The sequence below is a fragment of the Vibrio sp. ArtGut-C1 genome (assembly GCF_002105475.1).
Taxonomy (GTDB): domain Bacteria; phylum Pseudomonadota; class Gammaproteobacteria; order Enterobacterales; family Vibrionaceae; genus Vibrio; species Vibrio diabolicus.
Map to the genome: position 1 here is coordinate 260,791 of NZ_NCTH01000002.1, position 17,161 is coordinate 277,951.

Consider the following 17,161-nt stretch of genomic DNA (forward strand, 5'->3'; position numbering starts at 1 on the left):
ATGATGAAAGCCTATTTTCAACGACTAGAACAAGCGATGGCGCAAACGCCGTCGTTTGATGGCCAAACTGCGAATCTGATTCATTTGACCAACGCGAATGGTATGACAGCGTCGTTTATGGATATCGGTGCGACGTGGTTGAGTTGCACATTACCGGTAAATGGTGAAAACCGTGAAGTGTTGTTGCGCTCACCAAATATGGCTGAACACATGAAGCAAGACGCTTACTTCGGTTCCATTGTTGGTCGCTTTGCTAACCGAATTGCGAAGGGGCAGTTTGAGATAGACGGAGAGAAGTATCAACTTGGTATCAATAACGGTGAAAACTCACTGCACGGTGGCCTAGAAGGGTTTGATAAACGCCGCTGGAAGGTTGAAGAGCAAAATGATCAACAGGTCACTTTTTCACTTCGCTCCCCGGACGGTGACCAAGGCTATCCGGGAAATCTCGATGTGAAGGTGACGTACACGCTCACTGACGAGAATGAACTAGCTATCGCCTATGATGCTACGACCGACAAAACATCACCAGTGAATTTAACCAATCACGCCTACTTTAACTTGGCTGGTGAGGCGAGCCGCGCGAAAAGTTTGGATCATACTTTACAGCTCAATGCTGGGCATTACTTGCCAACGGATGCGGGGTTAATTCCTACCGGTGAACAAAAAACAGTTTCGGGTACCAGTTTCGACTTCACCGAGCCAAAATCGATTGGCCAAGAATTTCTTGCTGAGCAAGATCAGAAAACTGCTGGTGGCTACGATCACGCCTTTGTATTCATGCCTGAAGTGACCGATGGCGTATCTGTCGCTGCGGTTTTAATTGCACCAAAAGAAGATGTGGTGATGAAGGTGAAAACCACCAAGCCTGCCATCCAGTTTTATTCAGGTAATTTCTTAGCCGGTACGCCAGGTGCAAGTAAAACTTACGAACGCTATGACGGCCTTGCGTTGGAAACACAGTACTTTCCAGACGGGCCAAACAAACCAGAATGGGGACTCAACAATGGGGTGTTGAGCTCTGGGGATTGCTATCAGCATCAAACTACTTATCAGTTTGAATTTTAGATAGCACTTCTGCCCTTTGAACTTGCAGCGGCAGCGATGCTGCAACTCCAACGACTTTGGGTGTTATGGTGGGCTACATGCCCACCTTTTTTGTTTTTGATATGTATTTTTACTAGGAAGTTTAAATCACTTACCTCACTTTCGACACAATACTGTACGGTGGATGATCCCCGTAATTTCCTACTTATTACTCTTCGTTTTACCTTTGTTGTTATCGTTTACATTTTTGTTGATTTTAGAGTGTTTTAATTAAATGACACTTCTCTTAATATTTGTGATCTTTAGCTCGTTATAAGGTTTTTAGCGTAATATGTATCAATATGTGTGATTTGAGTTGCATTTCATTTGAGTGGTAACGTTTACACTTTGTGGCGTAAACAAAACTACAGGATGAAACTGATGTCGAATATAGAACATGGTCTAAGCTTTATCGACATAATGGTCTTCGCCATTTATGTCGCAATTATCATTGGGGTCGGACTTTGGGTATCTCGTGATAAAAAAGGCACTCAGAAAAGTACGGAAGATTATTTCTTGGCGGGAAAATCTTTGCCTTGGTGGGCTGTCGGTGCTTCGCTAATTGCTGCAAATATTTCTGCGGAACAATTTATAGGAATGTCTGGTTCAGGCTATTCAATCGGCTTGGCTATCGCATCTTATGAATGGATGTCGGCAATAACATTGATTATTGTTGGTAAGTACTTTCTACCTATTTTCATTGAAAAAGGAATCTATACCATTCCTGAATTTGTTGAAAAACGCTTCAATAAAAAACTAAAAACAATTTTGGCCGTTTTTTGGATTTCCTTGTACATTTTTGTAAACCTAACTTCAGTACTGTATTTAGGTGGTTTGGCTCTCGAAACCATTTTGGGTATTCCGTTGATGTACTCAATTCTAGGTCTTGCGCTGTTTGCGTTGGTGTACTCAATTTACGGTGGTTTATCGGCAGTAGTATGGACCGATGTCATCCAAGTGTTCTTCTTAGTTTTGGGTGGTTTTATGACTACCTACATGGCAGTGAGTTTTATTGGTGGTACGGACGGTTGGTTCGCTGGGTTGTCTAAAATGGTCGATGCCGCTCCAGGCCACTTTGAGATGATCTTGGATCAAAGTAATCCACAATACATGAACCTTCCTGGTATTGCCGTATTAATTGGTGGTCTTTGGGTAGCAAACTTATATTACTGGGGCTTTAACCAGTACATTATTCAAAGAACGCTTGCTGCAAAATCAGTATCGGAAGCTCAGAAAGGTATTGTTTTTGCAGCGTTTTTGAAACTTATCGTTCCGTTTCTCGTGGTATTGCCAGGTATTGCCGCTTACGTTATTACTTCGGACCCACAACTAATGGCAAGCCTTGGTGATATTGCAGCAACAAACCTTCCAAGTGCTGCTAATGCGGATAAAGCATACCCTTGGCTAACTCAGTTCTTGCCTGTTGGTGTTAAAGGTGTTGTTTTTGCGGCTCTTGCTGCTGCAATTGTTTCTTCACTAGCATCAATGCTTAACTCAACAGCCACTATCTTCACTATGGATATTTACAAAGAGTATATCTCTCCAGACTCCGGTGACCACAAGTTGGTGAATGTTGGGCGTACTGCAGCTGTGATGGCACTAATTATTGCCTGCCTAATTGCCCCAATGTTAGGTGGTATTGGCCAGGCATTCCAATACATCCAAGAATATACAGGTTTAGTTAGCCCTGGCATTTTGGCTGTATTCTTACTTGGCTTATTCTGGAAGAAAACAACCAGTAAAGGGGCTATTATTGGTGTCGTAGCATCAATACCATTTGCTTTGTTCTTAAAATTTATGCCACTAGCCATGCCGTTTATGGATCAAATGCTATATACATTATTGTTTACAATGGTTGTGATCGCATTTACAAGCTTGAGCACATCAATTAATGATGATGATCCTAAAGGTATTAGTGTTACATCATCGATGTTTGTAACAGATCGAAGCTTTAATATCGCCGCTTACGGCATAATGATTGTTTTGGCAGTGTTATATACATTGTTCTGGTAAACCATTCTTTATTATACTCCGCTCTTTTTTGAGCGGAGTTTTTCTAATTAAAAGAGTGTCATATGGATTCAACCTTGCTGCCAAATGTCGTTTCTTTTTTTAAAACGATAGAGCCATTTCATTTACTTCCTGACCATGTTCTTGATGCTATCGCTACGAACACAGATATTGTTTATTGGGGAAAAGGAGAGAGTGTCTCCTTATTTATGCCTGAAAGAAAAAATTTATATATTATTCGATCTGGAGTTATCGAACAGAGATTTCCTAATGGTGAATTAAGAGCTAGATTAGGCGAAAATGATGTATTTGGATTTAATTTAGAACAGGATAAATATAAAGTAAAAACCATTGAAAATTGTTTAATATATAAAATTAATTATGCGTTCTTACTAAAAGAAGTTTCGAATTTTGAAAATGTTGTTAACCAGGTTGCAATCCGTGCAAGTCAACGTCTCACTTCAAGTATTAATGCACAGTATTCACAAGCAGAAAAAAGCCTGTTTTTTAAAAGGGCTAAAGATTTAGCCAATCATAATGTTGTGGTGGTGCATACAAACCAAAGTATCCAGCAAGTGGCACAAATCATGAGTAAAAAAGGCTGCACTTGTGCCTTGGTTACCAATGACAATGCATTGGTTGGAGTGGTTACCGAGACTGACATGACAAGTAGAGTGGTTGCTGAGGCGTTTAATATCTATAGACCTGTTGAGGATATTATGAACGCTCATCCTCAGAGTGTTGACCAAAATGAGCCCGTTATTTCTGCGCTCAATCTGATGATGAAACACAATATTCGTAATATCCCTGTTCTTGACAAAAATAAACAGGTTTTAGGTTTGATTAGCCCTCAAGAGTTAGTTCAGAGGCATGGCGTCCAGGCTGTTTTTTTGATTGAAAAAATCAGTAAGTGTAATAGTTTAGAATCGCTTTCATTGTTAGTAAAAGAACGTCAGGCAGTATTTGAGGCGATGATAGAATCGCATTTGCCAGCCAATGTAATTGGGCAAGTTTTAATGATGATTTATGATGCCTTTACCTGTCGATTGATTAAATTAGCAGAAAGAAACGTGGGTTTACCTCCTTGTAATTATGCTTGGCTAGCGGCGGGTTCGCATGCGAGAGGAGAGGTTCACTTAGGTTCTGATCAAGATAACGCTTTAGTACTTGATGACTCAGCAACAGAAAGTGACCGAATTTATTTTCGACATTTTGCTATGTATATATGTAAAGGATTAGCGGAATGCGGGTATCCTTTGTGTAATGGGCGTTTTATGGCGGCTACACCAAAGTGGAATCAGCCATTATTCATCTGGAAGCAGCTCTACAGAAAATGGGCGAACAATCCAGAGTACAATATGTTACTAAATCTTAATGTCTTTCTTGAAGTGCGCTTTATTTCCGGGGATAGGTCACTATTTGATGAACTAAATAGTGAACGCGAGCGGTGTATCAAAAATAACCCTCATTTAATCGCAGCCTTAGTTAGAAATTTAATATCACACCGTCCACCACTAGGGATATTCAATAACTTAGTGTTAGAAAATAATGGTCACAACGAAAAATCGCTGAATATTAAAAATTCTGCGATTGGTCTGTTGGTCGATATCGCTAGAATTTATGCTCTTCATAAAGGCGGAGGAATGTTGTCAACGGAAGAAAGATTCGATTTTGCGTATGATAGAGGATTGATTAATAGCACTTCACATCAAGACTTGATAGGGACTTATCGTTATGTAACGCAATTACGTTACTCACATCAGCTGCAATGCTTACAAGGTGGAAAGCCAGTAACGAATGCTATATTTCCTGAGCATTTTGGCAGCTTTGAAAGACAACACCTCAAAGATGCTTTTCGCATAATACGCGGTTATCAAGACACGTTAAAAATGAAATTTGGCTCTTAGTATGTTTGGCTACTCATTCCAGTCAATTGAACATCTAGAACAGGTGCGCAGAGAACTAGAAAAATCTAGCTTGCCAGATGTATTTAACTCTATAGGAAATACGCCTCTACCTGGCGCTTTATCGGATGCTAGAGAGTTAGACACGTTAGTCTTGGACTTTGAAACGACAGGATTTAATCCTGAAGTAGATAGAGTAATCAGTATTGGATGGGTAGAAATTCGAAACAGCAATATTCGTCTAAATAGTGCACGTCATGTCTTCATTAATCATGCAATTGATATTTGTCATGAGTCAGTCAAAGTTCACCATATTAGGCCTGAAACGTTGCATGTATCGGGGATTTCAGAACAAGCTGCTTTCACTCAGTTGCTGGATGTAATTGTTGGTAAAATTCTTGTTGCACATGGCTGCATTATGGAGCAGAGGTTTTTAGACCAATACATCAAGATAAAGTACCAGAATTTGAAGTTGCCATTAATATGGTTAGATACATTAAAAATCGAGCAATATCGCACCCAACTGAGACCTACTCGGTCTGACTGGCGGTTAAGTTCAATTCGAAAGGAACTCAACCTACCAACATATCAAGCCCATAACGCACTAAATGATGCGATAGCGACTGCCGAACTATATCTAGCACAGATTAATTGCTTGTTTGGCCTTTCATCTGCGCCATTACATGTTTTAGTTAATGCTTCGCGCTAACATTTAACGCGTACATCAACAACGCTCGACAGAGTTTCTTCGTACTAACGTTGGGCTAAAAATAATGGTTTCATCTTCAACTTTTTCGTCACGAGATAGCGCCAAAGCCAAACGGGCGGCGCGTTCTGCCATCATCTCGATTGGGTAGCGAATAGTGGTCAAGCTAGGGTGAACAAAGCGGGCGATCAAGCCATCATCGAACCCGACCATAGAAACCTTACTTGGTACGTCAATGCCATTTTGATCTAACGCTGCCAATGCGCCAGCGGCCATGTAGTCGTTGTAGGCCACCACTCCAGTAATCTCCAAAGATTTGGTTAACAGGTTGGTCATCGCAACTTCGCCCCCATCACTGTTGGGCTCACCGTATTCGATGTAGCTTTTGGAGAGTTCAATACCATGTTCTTTCAATGCGGCTTGGTAACCTTGCAAGCGTTCATCGGTATCTTCGATATCGTGGGATGAGGCAATGCAAGCGATTTTGCGATGCCCGTGACGAATCAAATATTCTGTCGCGAGGAATGCCCCCTTGCGGTTATCAAGGGAAATACAGCGCTCAGCAAGCTCTGGGATATGTCGATTGATAAGCACCATACCTTTCACTTCTTGGGCATAGCCAATTAGCTCCTCATCAGATAAGCCTTTCGAGTGGATGACTATTGCATCGCAACGGCTGTTGATCAGCAATTCTAGGGCTTGACGCTCATCATCTGGATTGTGATACCCGTTGCCAATCAAGATATGTTTGCCATTTTCGCGCGCGATATTATCGACGGATTTGACCAGCGTGCCGAAGAAAGGATCGGACACATCACTCACCAACACACCCATGGTATTTGTGCTTTGACTCACCAGTGCGCGAGCTGCGGCATTGGGTCTGTAACCCAATTTGCTCATTGCTTTGGTGACCGACTCTACCGATGATTGACTGGCTTTTGGGGACTTGTTGATCACGCGAGAAACCGTTGCGACCGAAACACCGGCTTCTTTCGCGACATCCTTGATCGTTGCCATATAGAACCTTTAGTGGCTAAAAAATTTTGACTGAAAGTATTAAACACCCATTGTGTAATAAGTGCAATTTGATAGAGGATTTGCTTTCGGAAATGAGATCTTTACCACTTGTATTTATTAAGCTTACTGATAGTGTAAACGTTATCTTTTTAGTAAAACTTTACTGGGGTTTTAATTATGGAAACTATCGCTTACTCTGATTTTGCCAAATTAGAAATTCGTACCGGAAAAATCATTGAAGTGGCTCGTCATCAAAATGCAGACAAGCTGTATATTGTGCAAATTGATATCGGTGAGAAAACACTGCAAACCGTAACCAGCTTAGTGCCTTATTACACCGAGGAAGAGTTGATGGGCAAACAAGTGGTCGTGTTGTGTAATCTTGCCAAAGCCAAAATGCGCGGCGAAACCTCAGAATGTATGTTGTTGTGCGCAGAAACGGATGATGAATCCGAAAGTGTGTTGCTAACGCCAGAAAGAGCGATGCCGACTGGGGTGAGAATTGTTTAGAGTTTAATCAAGCAAACGTTTTATTGTTCGTGTTTATGTTTTGTGTCTCATTTTATAAATAAATCAATAGGAATATATTCAACTCTATTTATAATCTCCGCGCTTTTAAAAACTGTTTAACAGTATGAAAAACATAGGAAATTATAATGAAAAAAGTATTGCCATTATTGGCTTTAGGTGCAGTGGTTGCTTCAGCGTCAGTTCAAGCAAAAGGTAACTGGTATGTTGGCGCAGATATTCTTAACTCTGATCTTGAAGTTGAAGGTCACTCTTACAGCTCTTCAGCTACAGGTTTGGGTATTGCGGTAGGTAAAGAGCTGCAATATTCAGAAAACTTCAAATTGGCTTTAGAGGGTGAGTACATTTACTACGGTAGCTTCGAAGAAAAAGCATCGGGCGCGGGTAATTGGTTAGAAGCTACTGTTGAAGGTTATTCATTCAACCTTAATGCTAAACCTAAGTACCAATTCTCTGGCACTGGTTTTTATGTTGGTGCTGTTGTTGGTCTAGGTGTTACTGGGGTTGATTTAGAGGCAAAATCAAACCTTTCTGGTTTCACTGGTAAGACTGATGGTAGCGATGCTGGCTTTAACTATGGTGCTGAAGTGGGTTATGAATTTGCTTCAGGTCTGGTTGTTTCTGGTGGCTACCGTGCTTCTACAGTAACCATCGATGTTGAAGGTGGTGGCGATCTTGAATTTGATTTTGACAGCCTGTACGTTGGCGTTGATTACAAGTTTTAAGCTCGCATAAGCAAAACATAGATACTAAAAAGGAGCCGTTAGGCTCCTTTTTTGATTAGATTGTCAATCAACTCGTAATGATGCTCTTGCACGCCTGCAAGGTTGCCATATTTAGGTTGGTGGCGGTCATTTTCTTTTGCGTGTTGCCAGCCAATGGTGTGACGCACAAAATGCTCTGCAAACGCATGAGATACTTCTAAGCAACCTGCTAGCACGGTATCGACATAGCTTTGCATGATTGGGCTTTTTACGCACGGTGGTAATGGCTCGTCTTTTACGTAAACCCAGATGCTATGTTCTTGGTTAAAGTTCGCGTGCGTTTCTATTTGATCTGGCTGAATTTGAATACGATGATAACCACGCTCACGGCGATCGAATTCTGCGAGAGCCTCTTCATTCACTTCGAGTAAAACGCCGTTGACCTGCCCATCGCCTTGGTTTACAACCAGAGGAGACAGAGTGTAGCTGTCATCAATTTTTCCCCAGTAGCGCACCAGTCCATGAGCAATGACGGGAATGGCTTCTCCCGTTTGTCCGGTTAACTTACGTGACGCAGAATTAATCAAACTGCCATAGCCAAATATGTACATCTTCGTTGCATCCCTTAACTGATGGTTGTGTCTCTCACCGTTTATACCTAACCCGCCTCTGAAGCACAACTTTACCTCTTAAGTATAATCTTAACTCTTAACATGTATTTTTTATGCATGTTTATGGTAGCATCAATATTGTAGTTGAGTTAACCAGCATCGAGAGACGCTTGAGGGCAAGATAATGCTGAATATCACCGATAAAAAAGTGGAAGAAAAAATCCCCGCATGGCTGCGATTAGGCTTTCGGCCGTTTTTTCTGTTTGGGTCGATTTACGCCATTGTTGCGATCGCGTTGTGGGTGTGGATGTTCCAAACCGGACAGCCAAACGTATTAGCTGTACCGGCATTATGGTGGCACGTACATGAAATGTTGTTCGGCTTTTCGATGGCGATTGTGGTTGGTTTTGTACTGACCGCGGTACAAAACTGGACTGGCATTAATGGTACCAAGCATTACACGCTTTTGGTCTTATTTGGCTTATGGCTCGCGCCCCGAATATTGCTTTGGACGCCAGCGCCGTTATGGTTAACCAGCAGCATTGAAGCGGTATTTTTGTTGTTTGTTGCCTATGAGGTAGGCATTCGTGTTTATCGAGCCAAAGGTTGGCGTAATCTGTTTTTTGTGCCGCTGTTTCTTTTGGCCATTTTTGCGAACTTTGCAAGCTACGCAACAATAAAAGGCATGCCGCCGTTTAGCTCTTCTGCTGTATGGCAGGCGATGTTGTGGTGGTTTACGTTGTTGCTGTCGGTCATGGGCGGGCGTGTGATTCCATTCTTTACTGCGCGTCGATTTAATTTCGAAAAAGCGCAACCATTGGCTTGGTTAGAGTGGTTCGCGAACTTGCCGTTGGTAATGCTATTTGTGCTGAGCTTTTTCCCTGTGACGTTTGCAGAACTAGGTAATCCGTTGATGCTGTTTGCAGGAGTTGCTCAGTTGGTGCGTTTTGTTCGCTGGAAACCTTGGTTAACCCTGAGCGAGCCTTTAGTGTGGTCGCTGCATGCTGCGTATTTGTGTTTGCCACTAAGCTTAATTTTGCGAGGCATTTGGGGAGATGCATTTGCCAGCCATAACCTGATTCACCTGTTTGCGATAGGTGCATTAGGCGGCTTGATTTTAGCGATGATCGCACGCGTGACGATGGGACATACTGGTCGCATGATCTACAAAGGTCCGAACATGAGCCTTGCGTTTGCGGCGATTACCGCGGCAGCTTTGGTTCGCAGTTTTGCCGTGATATTTGATCCTGCCAATATGATGCTGTGGATTAACATCAGTGGCGGATTGTGGATTGTCGCATTTGGCCTGTTTGTTTGGCGCTTTGGCGTGATGCTTATTACCCCTCGCGTCGATGGTCATCCCGGATAGGGCGCTAATGTGAGTAGAGAAAGAGGAGCCGCGCGCTCCTCTTTTGATTTTTGTTCTTTATAGGGTTAGCGCTTATTCGTCTTCGTCGTCCGTTTTATTCGTGAACCCCAAACGTTTGAATAGCCACCACTCTAGAGCAAAGATGACAATTAAAGCGATACAGAACCAGGTGAACGCCATGGCAGATTCCACGCCTGGCATACCGCCAATGTTGATGCCAAGCAAACCTGTAAGGAAGCTGGTTGGCAAGAAAATAGTCGCCACCAAGGTAAATAGATAACTGTTTTTATTAGTTTTCTCGTCACGATGATGTTTGATTTCTTCTTGAAAGAGTGCGACTTCTCCAAGATAAAACTCAAGTGTTTCATTTATGCGCGTAATATTATTGTGGGCGAAGCGATATTGATGGGGCCTTAAAGCCACCAACTCGGACTCTGATTCAACGAGATCACGAATAGCATATTGCTGAGGGCGAATAAAACGTTTGATGGAAATAAGCGCTTTTTGAGTTGCCATATGCTTGTACGTCGATTCATCATTCACATCAAACTGGTTTAACGTCTCTTCAATCGTATCGAGGTAAACGTCTATTTTGCTATTTAATCCTTCAATAATCTGATGAAGTAAACCAGCAAGGCTTTTCGGACCTTTATGTTCCGCCAATGCTTGACGAATCTCCATGATGGCACGCGATGGGATTTTACGTGTTGAAATCAGTGCACCTTGAAAATAGAGAATTCGAATACTGAGCATGTCTTCTGGTGAAGCATCGCCATTCATATTGACGCCTCGTAAAATCAACATGAAGTTCTCGTCATCCAAAGGGTGGAAAGACGGTCGGCTCTCGTCGGCTAACAGGTGATCGACAGTGGCACGTGGTACTTGGTTTTGCTCTAGCCAGCCACGAATATCGGGATGCAGCCGTTCACAATGGTACCAATGTTTGGCTTGAATCTGCTCCGCCGTTGTGGATTGCTGAGTTGCTTCTGGGGTTGAAAAATCCCAATGTTCAATCATAAAACCCATTTTCTTTTCCTTGTCTGAGCCTTTCCCCAAATAACTCTGAAAGAGCCTGTGCTCCTCCGCTGAATTATTTTCCGTGAAGTGCATCAGTGATAACGTTCTGAACCTAGCGCCATGAAGTTATTCAGGGGTAATTATTCAAATGAGTATGATTGCATTTAACGCCAAATGTCTATGAATAGTTGCTCTTATTTGTAATCAAGTGAAGCAAGCCAAAGTGTGGTGTAAAAACAGCAAAATAAAAAAGCCTGCAGCGAGGCAGGCTTTCTAGTGGGGAGGGGAGGAGCAGTTAGCCAACTTGAGAAAGATTAACCACTTTCTGCTGTAGCTTTTCTTTTAAATAGTCCGATAAAGCCAGCTTTTCTTCGTCGTTCATGTACAGACCAAGCTTGGTACGACGCCACAAAATGTCTTCATCGGTCATTGCCATTTCATGGTTCATTAAGTAGTCGATCTCACGTTGGTAAACACCGCCGGCTTGCGATGAGAACGCGTGTCCAAGGTCAGCTTCGCTTGCTGTGCCTTCCATTAAGTTCCACGTTTGGGTACCAAATTGTGTCACGTAACGAAGAATCAATGCTTCTGGCGCCCAAGCGTATTTAGCATGAATTTGTTTAGCTAATTGTTCACGACTACAGCTGAAGTTACCACCAGGTAGGGTTTGATTTGCCGTCCAGTCGCTTCCCATCTCTGGTAGGAAAGGAGCCAGCTTTTTCATTGCCGCTTCACCCAGCTTACGGTAGGTCGTCAGCTTACCACCAAAGACAGAAAGCAGAGGTGCATGGTCGTATTCCGCATCGAGTTCTAGCGTGTAGTCTCGTGTGATCGCTTGCGGAGAGTCAGATTCATCGTCACATAAAGGACGAACACCGCTGTATGTCCAAACCACATCTTCGCGAGTCAGCTGGTGGACAAAGTGTTGGTTTACGATGTCGATGAGGTAATCGACTTCGTCATCTGAGATTGCCACTTCGCGTGGGTCACCTTTGTATTCCACATCTGTTGTACCAATGATTGAGAACTTATCTAAGTAAGGAATCATAAATACGATGCGGTTGTCTTTGTTTTGAAGAATGTAGGCTTGCGGTTCGTTGTGGATACGAGGAACAACGATGTGCGAGCCTTTGATTAAGCGAATGTTACGAGGAGAGGCTTGCTCTAATCCATCATCAAAGAACTGTTTTACCCAAGGGCCAGCTGCGTTTACTAGTGCTTTTGCTTTGCGTTCGAAACGTTGGTCTGTCATCACGTCATGAATTGTGACATGCCAGATACCACCTTCACGGTGTGCTTTTTCTACGCGGCAGTAGTTACGTACTTCTGCATGGTTTTCACGAGCAGCCAGAACGTTAAGTAATACTAAACGCGCGTCATCAACCCAACAGTCAGAGTATTCGAAACCGGTTTTCATTTCTGGTTTTAGCAAGCCCGATTTCGCTAAGTTGACTGTTTTGCTGCCTGGCAGAGTCGTACGTTTACCCAAGTTATCGTAAAGGAACAGACCACAGCGAATCATCCAAGCTGGACGTAGGAATGGGCGATGAGGCAAACGGAAACGCATTGGTAGGGCAACGTGAGGCGCTTTGCGAAGAATAACTTCACGCTCTGCGAGCGCTTCCGAAACCAAACGAAACTCGTAGTGTTCAAGGTAGCGTAAACCGCCGTGGATCAGTTTAGAACTTGCCGAAGAAGTAGCGGACGCGAAGTCATTTGCTTCGTATAAGCCAACACTCAAACCGCGGCCAGCTGCGTCTGCCGCAATACCAGCCCCGTTGATGCCGCCACCAATTACGATCAAGTCTAAGGTAGTGGATGAGCTAGTAGTGGAAGCATTTTTTTGTATACTCATAAATTTGACCTCTTGGTGAGCGAACGAGCATTTTAGAACATGATCTAATCCTAGCTTAGGTTTCGTTTGTGATCATCTATTATTTTCGTTTGTGAGCGTTTTGTGTGATTTAGGCACAAAAAAACCTCTGCCTAATTAAGACAGAGGTCATTTGAGAGGCAAATTAATGATTGAAACTACTCGTTTTCGAAGTTTGTCTCGTTCGCTTCAACGACTTCAAGTGGAATTGAAGCTTCTTTTAAAATCGACAAGATTCCTTCTGGTGGCTGCTTGTTGGTAAAGATCATGTTGAGCTGAGCGATATTGCCTAGCTTCACCATGGCATTGCGCCCGAACTTGGTATGGTCGACGGCAAGAAATACACTGCGGCTGTTGTCGATGATCGCTTGTTTGACTCTTACTTCGTGATAATCAAAATCCAGCAGTGAACCATCAAAGTCGATACCACTGATGCCAAGAATGCCAAAGTCGAGACGGAACTGTTTAACGAAGTCGAGAGTGGCTTCTCCAACAATGCCGCCATCGCGACTTCGAACTTCACCGCCAGCTAAGATGACTTTGATCTCTGGGTTGGGGAAGAGAATGGTTGCCACGTTGATATTGTTGGTAACCACGCGTAGCTGTTTATGGTTTTTATTGAGCGCTCGCGCAACCGCTTCTGGTGTGGTGCCGATATCAATAAATAGAGTCGCGCCATCAGGAATGTGCTTGACCACCTCGTCTGCAATGACATCTTTTTCATTGAAGTTGAGCGCTTTACGCGTGTTGTAAGATGTGTTTTCAGAACTGAGAGGGATGGTTGCACCACCGTGATAACGACGAATTTTGTTGTCGTCGGCGAGTTCATTAAGATCGCGTCGGATGGTTTGTGGGCTGACATTGAATCTTTCTACCAACTCATCCGTGCTGACATAGCCTTGTTTTTTCACCAACTCAACAATCTGTTGGTGTCGAGGTATTTGCTTCACTTACCACTCCCTTGTGCATTGGTAACGGCCAATGCTTCAAATTCGAAGCTCTATTGTGCTCGAATTTGCGCGTTGTGAGAAGTAAGCGAGTTCAGGAATCAGGGGCAAAGCGCAAAAAAGAGCGCACAAATGGCGCTCTTTTTCGTATGGAGGTGAGATTAATCTTCTTCGTCGTGAAGCTCAGACCAGGTTTGCGCACATTTCACTGCGCGTTTCCAACCCTTGTAACGACGATTGCGCTTTTCTTCATCATCGTGCGGTTCAAAGGTGCGATCAAGCACCGCTTTATTCTGCAACTCGTCAATGCTATCCCAGTAACCCACGGCAAGGCCTGCAAGGTAGGCTGCACCGAGAGCGGTAACCTCAGTTACTTGAGGGCGGTGTACTTCTGTATTCAATACATCTGATTGGAACTGCATTAGGAAGTTGTTCGCTACCGCACCGCCATCGACGCGAAGATTCGCAAGTTTAATACCTGAGTCGGCTTGCATCGCATCCAGTACGTCACGAGTTTGGTAAGCGATGCCTTCCAAAGTCGCACGGATAATGTGGTTTGAGTTCACGCCGCGAGTAAGGCCGACAATCGTGCCACGTGCGTAGGCATCCCAGTATGGTGCGCCTAAACCAGTAAAGGCAGGCACGACATAAACGCCGTTTGAGGTATCCACTTTGGTTGCGAAGTATTCAGAGTCTTCTGCACCGTTTAGGATTTTTAATTCATCACGTAGCCATTGGATAGAAGCACCCCCCATGAATACGGCACCTTCAAGTGCATAAGCAGGCTCACCTTTCGGACCACAAGCCAAAGTTGTCAGTAGGCCGTGCGTCGAAGTGACTTTTTCTTGGCCCGTATTCATTAGCAAGAAACAACCCGTGCCGTAAGTGTTTTTCGCCTGACCCGCTTCAACACACATTTGGCCGTAAAGCGCAGCTTGTTGGTCACCAGCAATACCAGAAATAGGAATACGAGTACCGCCTTTACCACCAATGTTGGTCTTACCGTAAACTTCCGATGAACGTTTTACTTCTGGCATCATAGATGCTGGGATACCAAGCTCATCTAACATTTTCTGATCCCAACATAGATCGTTGATGTTAAATAGCATTGTACGCGATGCGTTAGTGTAGTCGGTCACGTGAACGCGGCCTTGAGTCATCTTCCAAACTAACCAAGTATCGACGGTACCGAACAACAGCTTGCCTGCTTCTGCGTCTTCGCGCGCGCCCTCAACGTTGTCCAGAATCCATTTCACTTTAGTGCCAGAGAAGTAAGGGTCAAGCACCAAACCTGTGTTGTCACGTACGTAGTTTTCTAGACCACGCGCTTTTAAATCTTCACAGATGTCAGCAGTACGGCGACATTGCCATACGATCGCATTGTAAACGGGTTTGCCTGTTTCTTTATTCCAGACGATAGTAGTTTCACGCTGGTTAGTAATACCGATAGCCGCCAATTGGTCGCTACGGATGCCAGACTTAGCTAGAGCTTCTACCAACGTAGAGCTTTGTGTTGCCCAGATTTCCATTGGGTCATGTTCTACCCAACCTGCCTCTGGATAAATCTGAGTAAATTCGCGCTGTGCGACGCTTACGATGTTCGCGTCATGATCAAGAATTACTGCGCGAGAGCTTGTCGTACCTTGGTCTAGGGCAACAATGTATTTTTGCTCAGTCATGGTAAGAATCCTTTTGTTTCGTTATTTATATTTTAGTAAATGTTCGAGTTGCGTCAGTTTTAAGCTCTAGCTTCTTCTGTTTCTTCTTCCGTCTCACATTGGTTTGGAATTGTACAGCCGTGGCCTTGTTGTGGAAGGTAAGCCGCAATCGCTTTTGGATACAACCAACCACCAAAACACGCGCCTGCAATCGGAGCAAGTAAAGGCACGATAAAGTAAGGAATGTCTTTAGCACCTGTCAGAGCGTAATCCCAGCCTGCGAAGTAAGCGAACAGTTTCGGTCCAAAGTCGCGCGCAGGGTTCATCGCGAAGCCAGTTAGTGGGCCAAGAGAACCACCGATTACGGCAATCAAAATACCGATTAACAGCGGGTTCATTGCACCTCGTGCAGCGCCGTTATTTTCATCGCCCAAAGCCAAAATCGCAAACATCAGCACGGCAGTGATAACGAACTCCACAGCAAAAGCGCCAAAGAAAGAGAGGGAAGCATGTGGATAGGTTGAGAAGATACCAGCGGTTGCTAGTGCATCTTGGCTACTGCGGACGAAGTTATGTGCGATTTCGTAGTCGGTGAAAAGGTTGCTGTATAAGCTGTAAACCAACGCAGCAGAGCAGAATGCGCCAAGCATTTGGGCGATGATGTATGGCACCACTTTCGCCTTATCAAAACCATGGAACATAGCGAGTGCGATGGTTACCGCTGGGTTGATGTGCGCGCCTGAAACGCCGGCAGTGCAGTAAATAGCGATGGCGACACCTAGGCCCCATACAATACTGATTTCCCATTGTCCAAATGATGCGCCTGTTAGAACTAAGGCTGCGACACAGCCTACGCCGAAGAAGATAAGTAGTCCTGTACCGATAAACTCGGCCAAACATTCTCCGAGCAGAGAGGGGTGTTTGTTCGTTGTCATGTTAAAAGTCCTTTGATCATTTTTGCCTGTCTAGCACGATACTATTGTGCACATATAAACGTTTGCGAAAACAAACGCGCGTTAAAAATGAGCGTTTGAGCATAAAATTGTTAATCAAAGTCTTCGTTTTTGTTAAATGGCGCATCTTTTAATCGAAAAAGAAAACAACGAAAAGAACTTCTTTGCTACGAAGTGTGTTTTGGAAGCGCTCAAATTACCGATGTGAAAAAGAATGCACAACTGGTAAGAGGAGTTTTGTGAAGCTGCTACGTGCTTGGGGATTTATTACTCAGATTTTGCGTAGTAATTAACCCTAAAGAGGTAAGGCGAGGTCAAGTACATCAAGGACTAGCGGTGATATAAGAAAATGCGTTGCTATGTTTATATCTCGAGAGGAACTTGTTATCCAAATTAGTGTTAATTATGAAAATGGAGAGGAAAATAAATATGGTTTATGTCTTGTGTTCGTGAATCACTGTCTAGGTTTGAGTTCAGATAACATTAGCTTTGTTATTTCGTTTGATACTAAGCGCGAACATTTTTCATCTTTTTAGTTATTTAGTGGTTTCGCGTAACAAGGATGGATGTGAAACACCCTTTTTACGGTTAATTTGTGTTCTTATTCGAGCCTTTGTTTCATTGGTTTCGAATTGGAATGCTCAAATGAGAGGTTGAAACACCAGTTTCATATTAACTAATTATGAGTAAAGTTGAACGATGGTCTAATTAATGCGCTCTAATTTACTGTATTTACTTATATTTAATTCATGTGCAACATTTGTCACAGAAATAAAAT

14 protein-coding genes are annotated in these 17,161 nt (G+C 43.5%); 7 read left to right on the forward strand and 7 right to left on the reverse strand.

Translation table 11 applies throughout. The features are described from left to right. The first annotated feature begins 3 nt into the window (after positions 1-3). From galM to B7360_RS02915, 4 genes are all read left to right on the forward strand, one after another. Positions 4-1,068, forward strand: coding sequence for a galactose-1-epimerase (gene galM / locus B7360_RS02900; protein ID WP_085342692.1), 1,065 nt, complete (start codon positions 4-6; stop codon positions 1,066-1,068). Between the two features lie 399 nt (positions 1,069-1,467). After that, positions 1,468-3,099, forward strand: coding sequence for a sodium/sugar symporter (locus B7360_RS02905; protein WP_085342693.1), 1,632 nt, complete (start codon positions 1,468-1,470; stop codon positions 3,097-3,099). Between the two features lie 62 nt (positions 3,100-3,161). Then, positions 3,162-5,003 (forward strand): DUF294 nucleotidyltransferase-like domain-containing protein, encoded by a 1,842-nt coding sequence (locus B7360_RS02910; protein ID WP_085342694.1) that lies wholly within the window; start codon positions 3,162-3,164, stop codon positions 5,001-5,003. Position 5,004: 1 nt separating this feature from the next. Further along, positions 5,005-5,709, forward strand: coding sequence for a 3'-5' exonuclease (locus B7360_RS02915; RefSeq protein ID WP_085342695.1), 705 nt, complete (start codon positions 5,005-5,007; stop codon positions 5,707-5,709). Between the two features lie 15 nt (positions 5,710-5,724). Here B7360_RS02915 and B7360_RS02920 read toward each other — a convergent pair whose 3' ends face one another. Next, positions 5,725-6,723 (reverse strand): substrate-binding domain-containing protein, encoded by a 999-nt coding sequence (locus tag B7360_RS02920; RefSeq protein WP_085342696.1) that lies wholly within the window; start codon positions 6,721-6,723, stop codon positions 5,725-5,727. 177 nt (positions 6,724-6,900) lie between these two features. Here B7360_RS02920 and B7360_RS02925 point away from each other — a divergent pair, with 177 nt between their 5' ends. Both B7360_RS02925 and B7360_RS02930 read left to right on the forward strand, forming a co-directional pair. Further along, positions 6,901-7,233 carry a tRNA-binding protein gene (locus B7360_RS02925; RefSeq protein ID WP_005494151.1) on the forward strand — a complete coding sequence of 111 codons (333 nt, stop codon included), beginning with the start codon at positions 6,901-6,903 and terminating at the stop codon, positions 7,231-7,233. A 146-nt stretch (positions 7,234-7,379) separates the two neighbouring features. Next, entirely contained in the window at positions 7,380-7,976 is a 597-nt protein-coding gene (locus tag B7360_RS02930; RefSeq protein WP_012841470.1) for an outer membrane beta-barrel protein, read from the forward strand. Between the two features lie 38 nt (positions 7,977-8,014). Here B7360_RS02930 and B7360_RS02935 read toward each other — a convergent pair whose 3' ends face one another. Beyond that, complete coding sequence (locus tag B7360_RS02935) at positions 8,015-8,566, reverse strand: gamma-glutamylcyclotransferase family protein (protein WP_085342697.1); 552 nt, start codon at positions 8,564-8,566, stop codon at positions 8,015-8,017. A 184-nt stretch (positions 8,567-8,750) separates the two neighbouring features. Between B7360_RS02935 and B7360_RS02940 the strand changes: the two genes are divergently transcribed. After that, positions 8,751-9,935, forward strand: coding sequence for an NnrS family protein (locus B7360_RS02940; RefSeq protein ID WP_085342698.1), 1,185 nt, complete (start codon positions 8,751-8,753; stop codon positions 9,933-9,935). Between the two features lie 72 nt (positions 9,936-10,007). Here the strand turns inward: B7360_RS02940 and B7360_RS02945 are convergent, their stop codons facing one another. The 5 genes from B7360_RS02945 to B7360_RS02965 all read right to left on the reverse strand — a co-directional run bounded on the left by B7360_RS02945 (position 10,008) and on the right by B7360_RS02965 (position 16,365). Continuing rightward, positions 10,008-10,961 (reverse strand): CorA family divalent cation transporter, encoded by a 954-nt coding sequence (locus tag B7360_RS02945; RefSeq protein ID WP_012841472.1) that lies wholly within the window; start codon positions 10,959-10,961, stop codon positions 10,008-10,010. A 286-nt stretch (positions 10,962-11,247) separates the two neighbouring features. Next, positions 11,248-12,807 carry a glycerol-3-phosphate dehydrogenase gene (gene glpD / locus B7360_RS02950; protein ID WP_074191728.1) on the reverse strand — a complete coding sequence of 520 codons (1,560 nt, stop codon included), beginning with the start codon at positions 12,805-12,807 and terminating at the stop codon, positions 11,248-11,250. 176 nt (positions 12,808-12,983) lie between these two features. Next, positions 12,984-13,775, reverse strand: coding sequence for a DeoR/GlpR family transcriptional regulator (locus tag B7360_RS02955; RefSeq protein WP_085342699.1), 792 nt, complete (start codon positions 13,773-13,775; stop codon positions 12,984-12,986). Positions 13,776-13,933: 158 nt separating this feature from the next. Further along, positions 13,934-15,451, reverse strand: a complete 1,518-nt coding sequence (gene glpK / locus B7360_RS02960; protein WP_006742415.1) for a glycerol kinase GlpK — start codon at positions 15,449-15,451, stop codon at positions 13,934-13,936. A 59-nt stretch (positions 15,452-15,510) separates the two neighbouring features. Beyond that, positions 15,511-16,365 carry an MIP/aquaporin family protein gene (locus B7360_RS02965; protein ID WP_046875005.1) on the reverse strand — a complete coding sequence of 285 codons (855 nt, stop codon included), beginning with the start codon at positions 16,363-16,365 and terminating at the stop codon, positions 15,511-15,513. Positions 16,366-17,161: the final 796 nt, after the last annotated feature.

Excerpts from the sequence above, each read along its gene's own strand:
- galM (WP_085342692.1), top strand. The coding sequence starts at position 4 with ATGAAAGCCTATTTTCAACGACTAGAACAAGCGATGGCGCAAACGCCG.
- B7360_RS02905 (WP_085342693.1), top strand. The coding sequence starts at position 1,468 with ATGTCGAATATAGAACATGGTCTAAGCTTTATCGACATAATGGTCTTC.
- B7360_RS02910 (WP_085342694.1), top strand. The coding sequence starts at position 3,162 with ATGGATTCAACCTTGCTGCCAAATGTCGTTTCTTTTTTTAAAACGATA.
- B7360_RS02915 (WP_085342695.1), top strand. The coding sequence starts at position 5,005 with ATGTTTGGCTACTCATTCCAGTCAATTGAACATCTAGAACAGGTGCGC.
- B7360_RS02920 (WP_085342696.1), bottom strand. The coding sequence starts at position 6,723 with ATGGCAACGATCAAGGATGTCGCGAAAGAAGCCGGTGTTTCGGTCGCA.
- B7360_RS02925 (WP_005494151.1), top strand. The coding sequence starts at position 6,901 with ATGGAAACTATCGCTTACTCTGATTTTGCCAAATTAGAAATTCGTACC.
- B7360_RS02930 (WP_012841470.1), top strand. The coding sequence starts at position 7,380 with ATGAAAAAAGTATTGCCATTATTGGCTTTAGGTGCAGTGGTTGCTTCA.
- B7360_RS02935 (WP_085342697.1), bottom strand. The coding sequence starts at position 8,566 with ATGTACATATTTGGCTATGGCAGTTTGATTAATTCTGCGTCACGTAAG.
- B7360_RS02940 (WP_085342698.1), top strand. The coding sequence starts at position 8,751 with ATGCTGAATATCACCGATAAAAAAGTGGAAGAAAAAATCCCCGCATGG.
- B7360_RS02945 (WP_012841472.1), bottom strand. The coding sequence starts at position 10,961 with ATGGGTTTTATGATTGAACATTGGGATTTTTCAACCCCAGAAGCAACT.
- glpD (WP_074191728.1), bottom strand. The coding sequence starts at position 12,807 with ATGAGTATACAAAAAAATGCTTCCACTACTAGCTCATCCACTACCTTA.
- glpK (WP_006742415.1), bottom strand. The coding sequence starts at position 15,451 with ATGACTGAGCAAAAATACATTGTTGCCCTAGACCAAGGTACGACAAGC.
- B7360_RS02965 (WP_046875005.1), bottom strand. The coding sequence starts at position 16,365 with ATGACAACGAACAAACACCCCTCTCTGCTCGGAGAATGTTTGGCCGAG.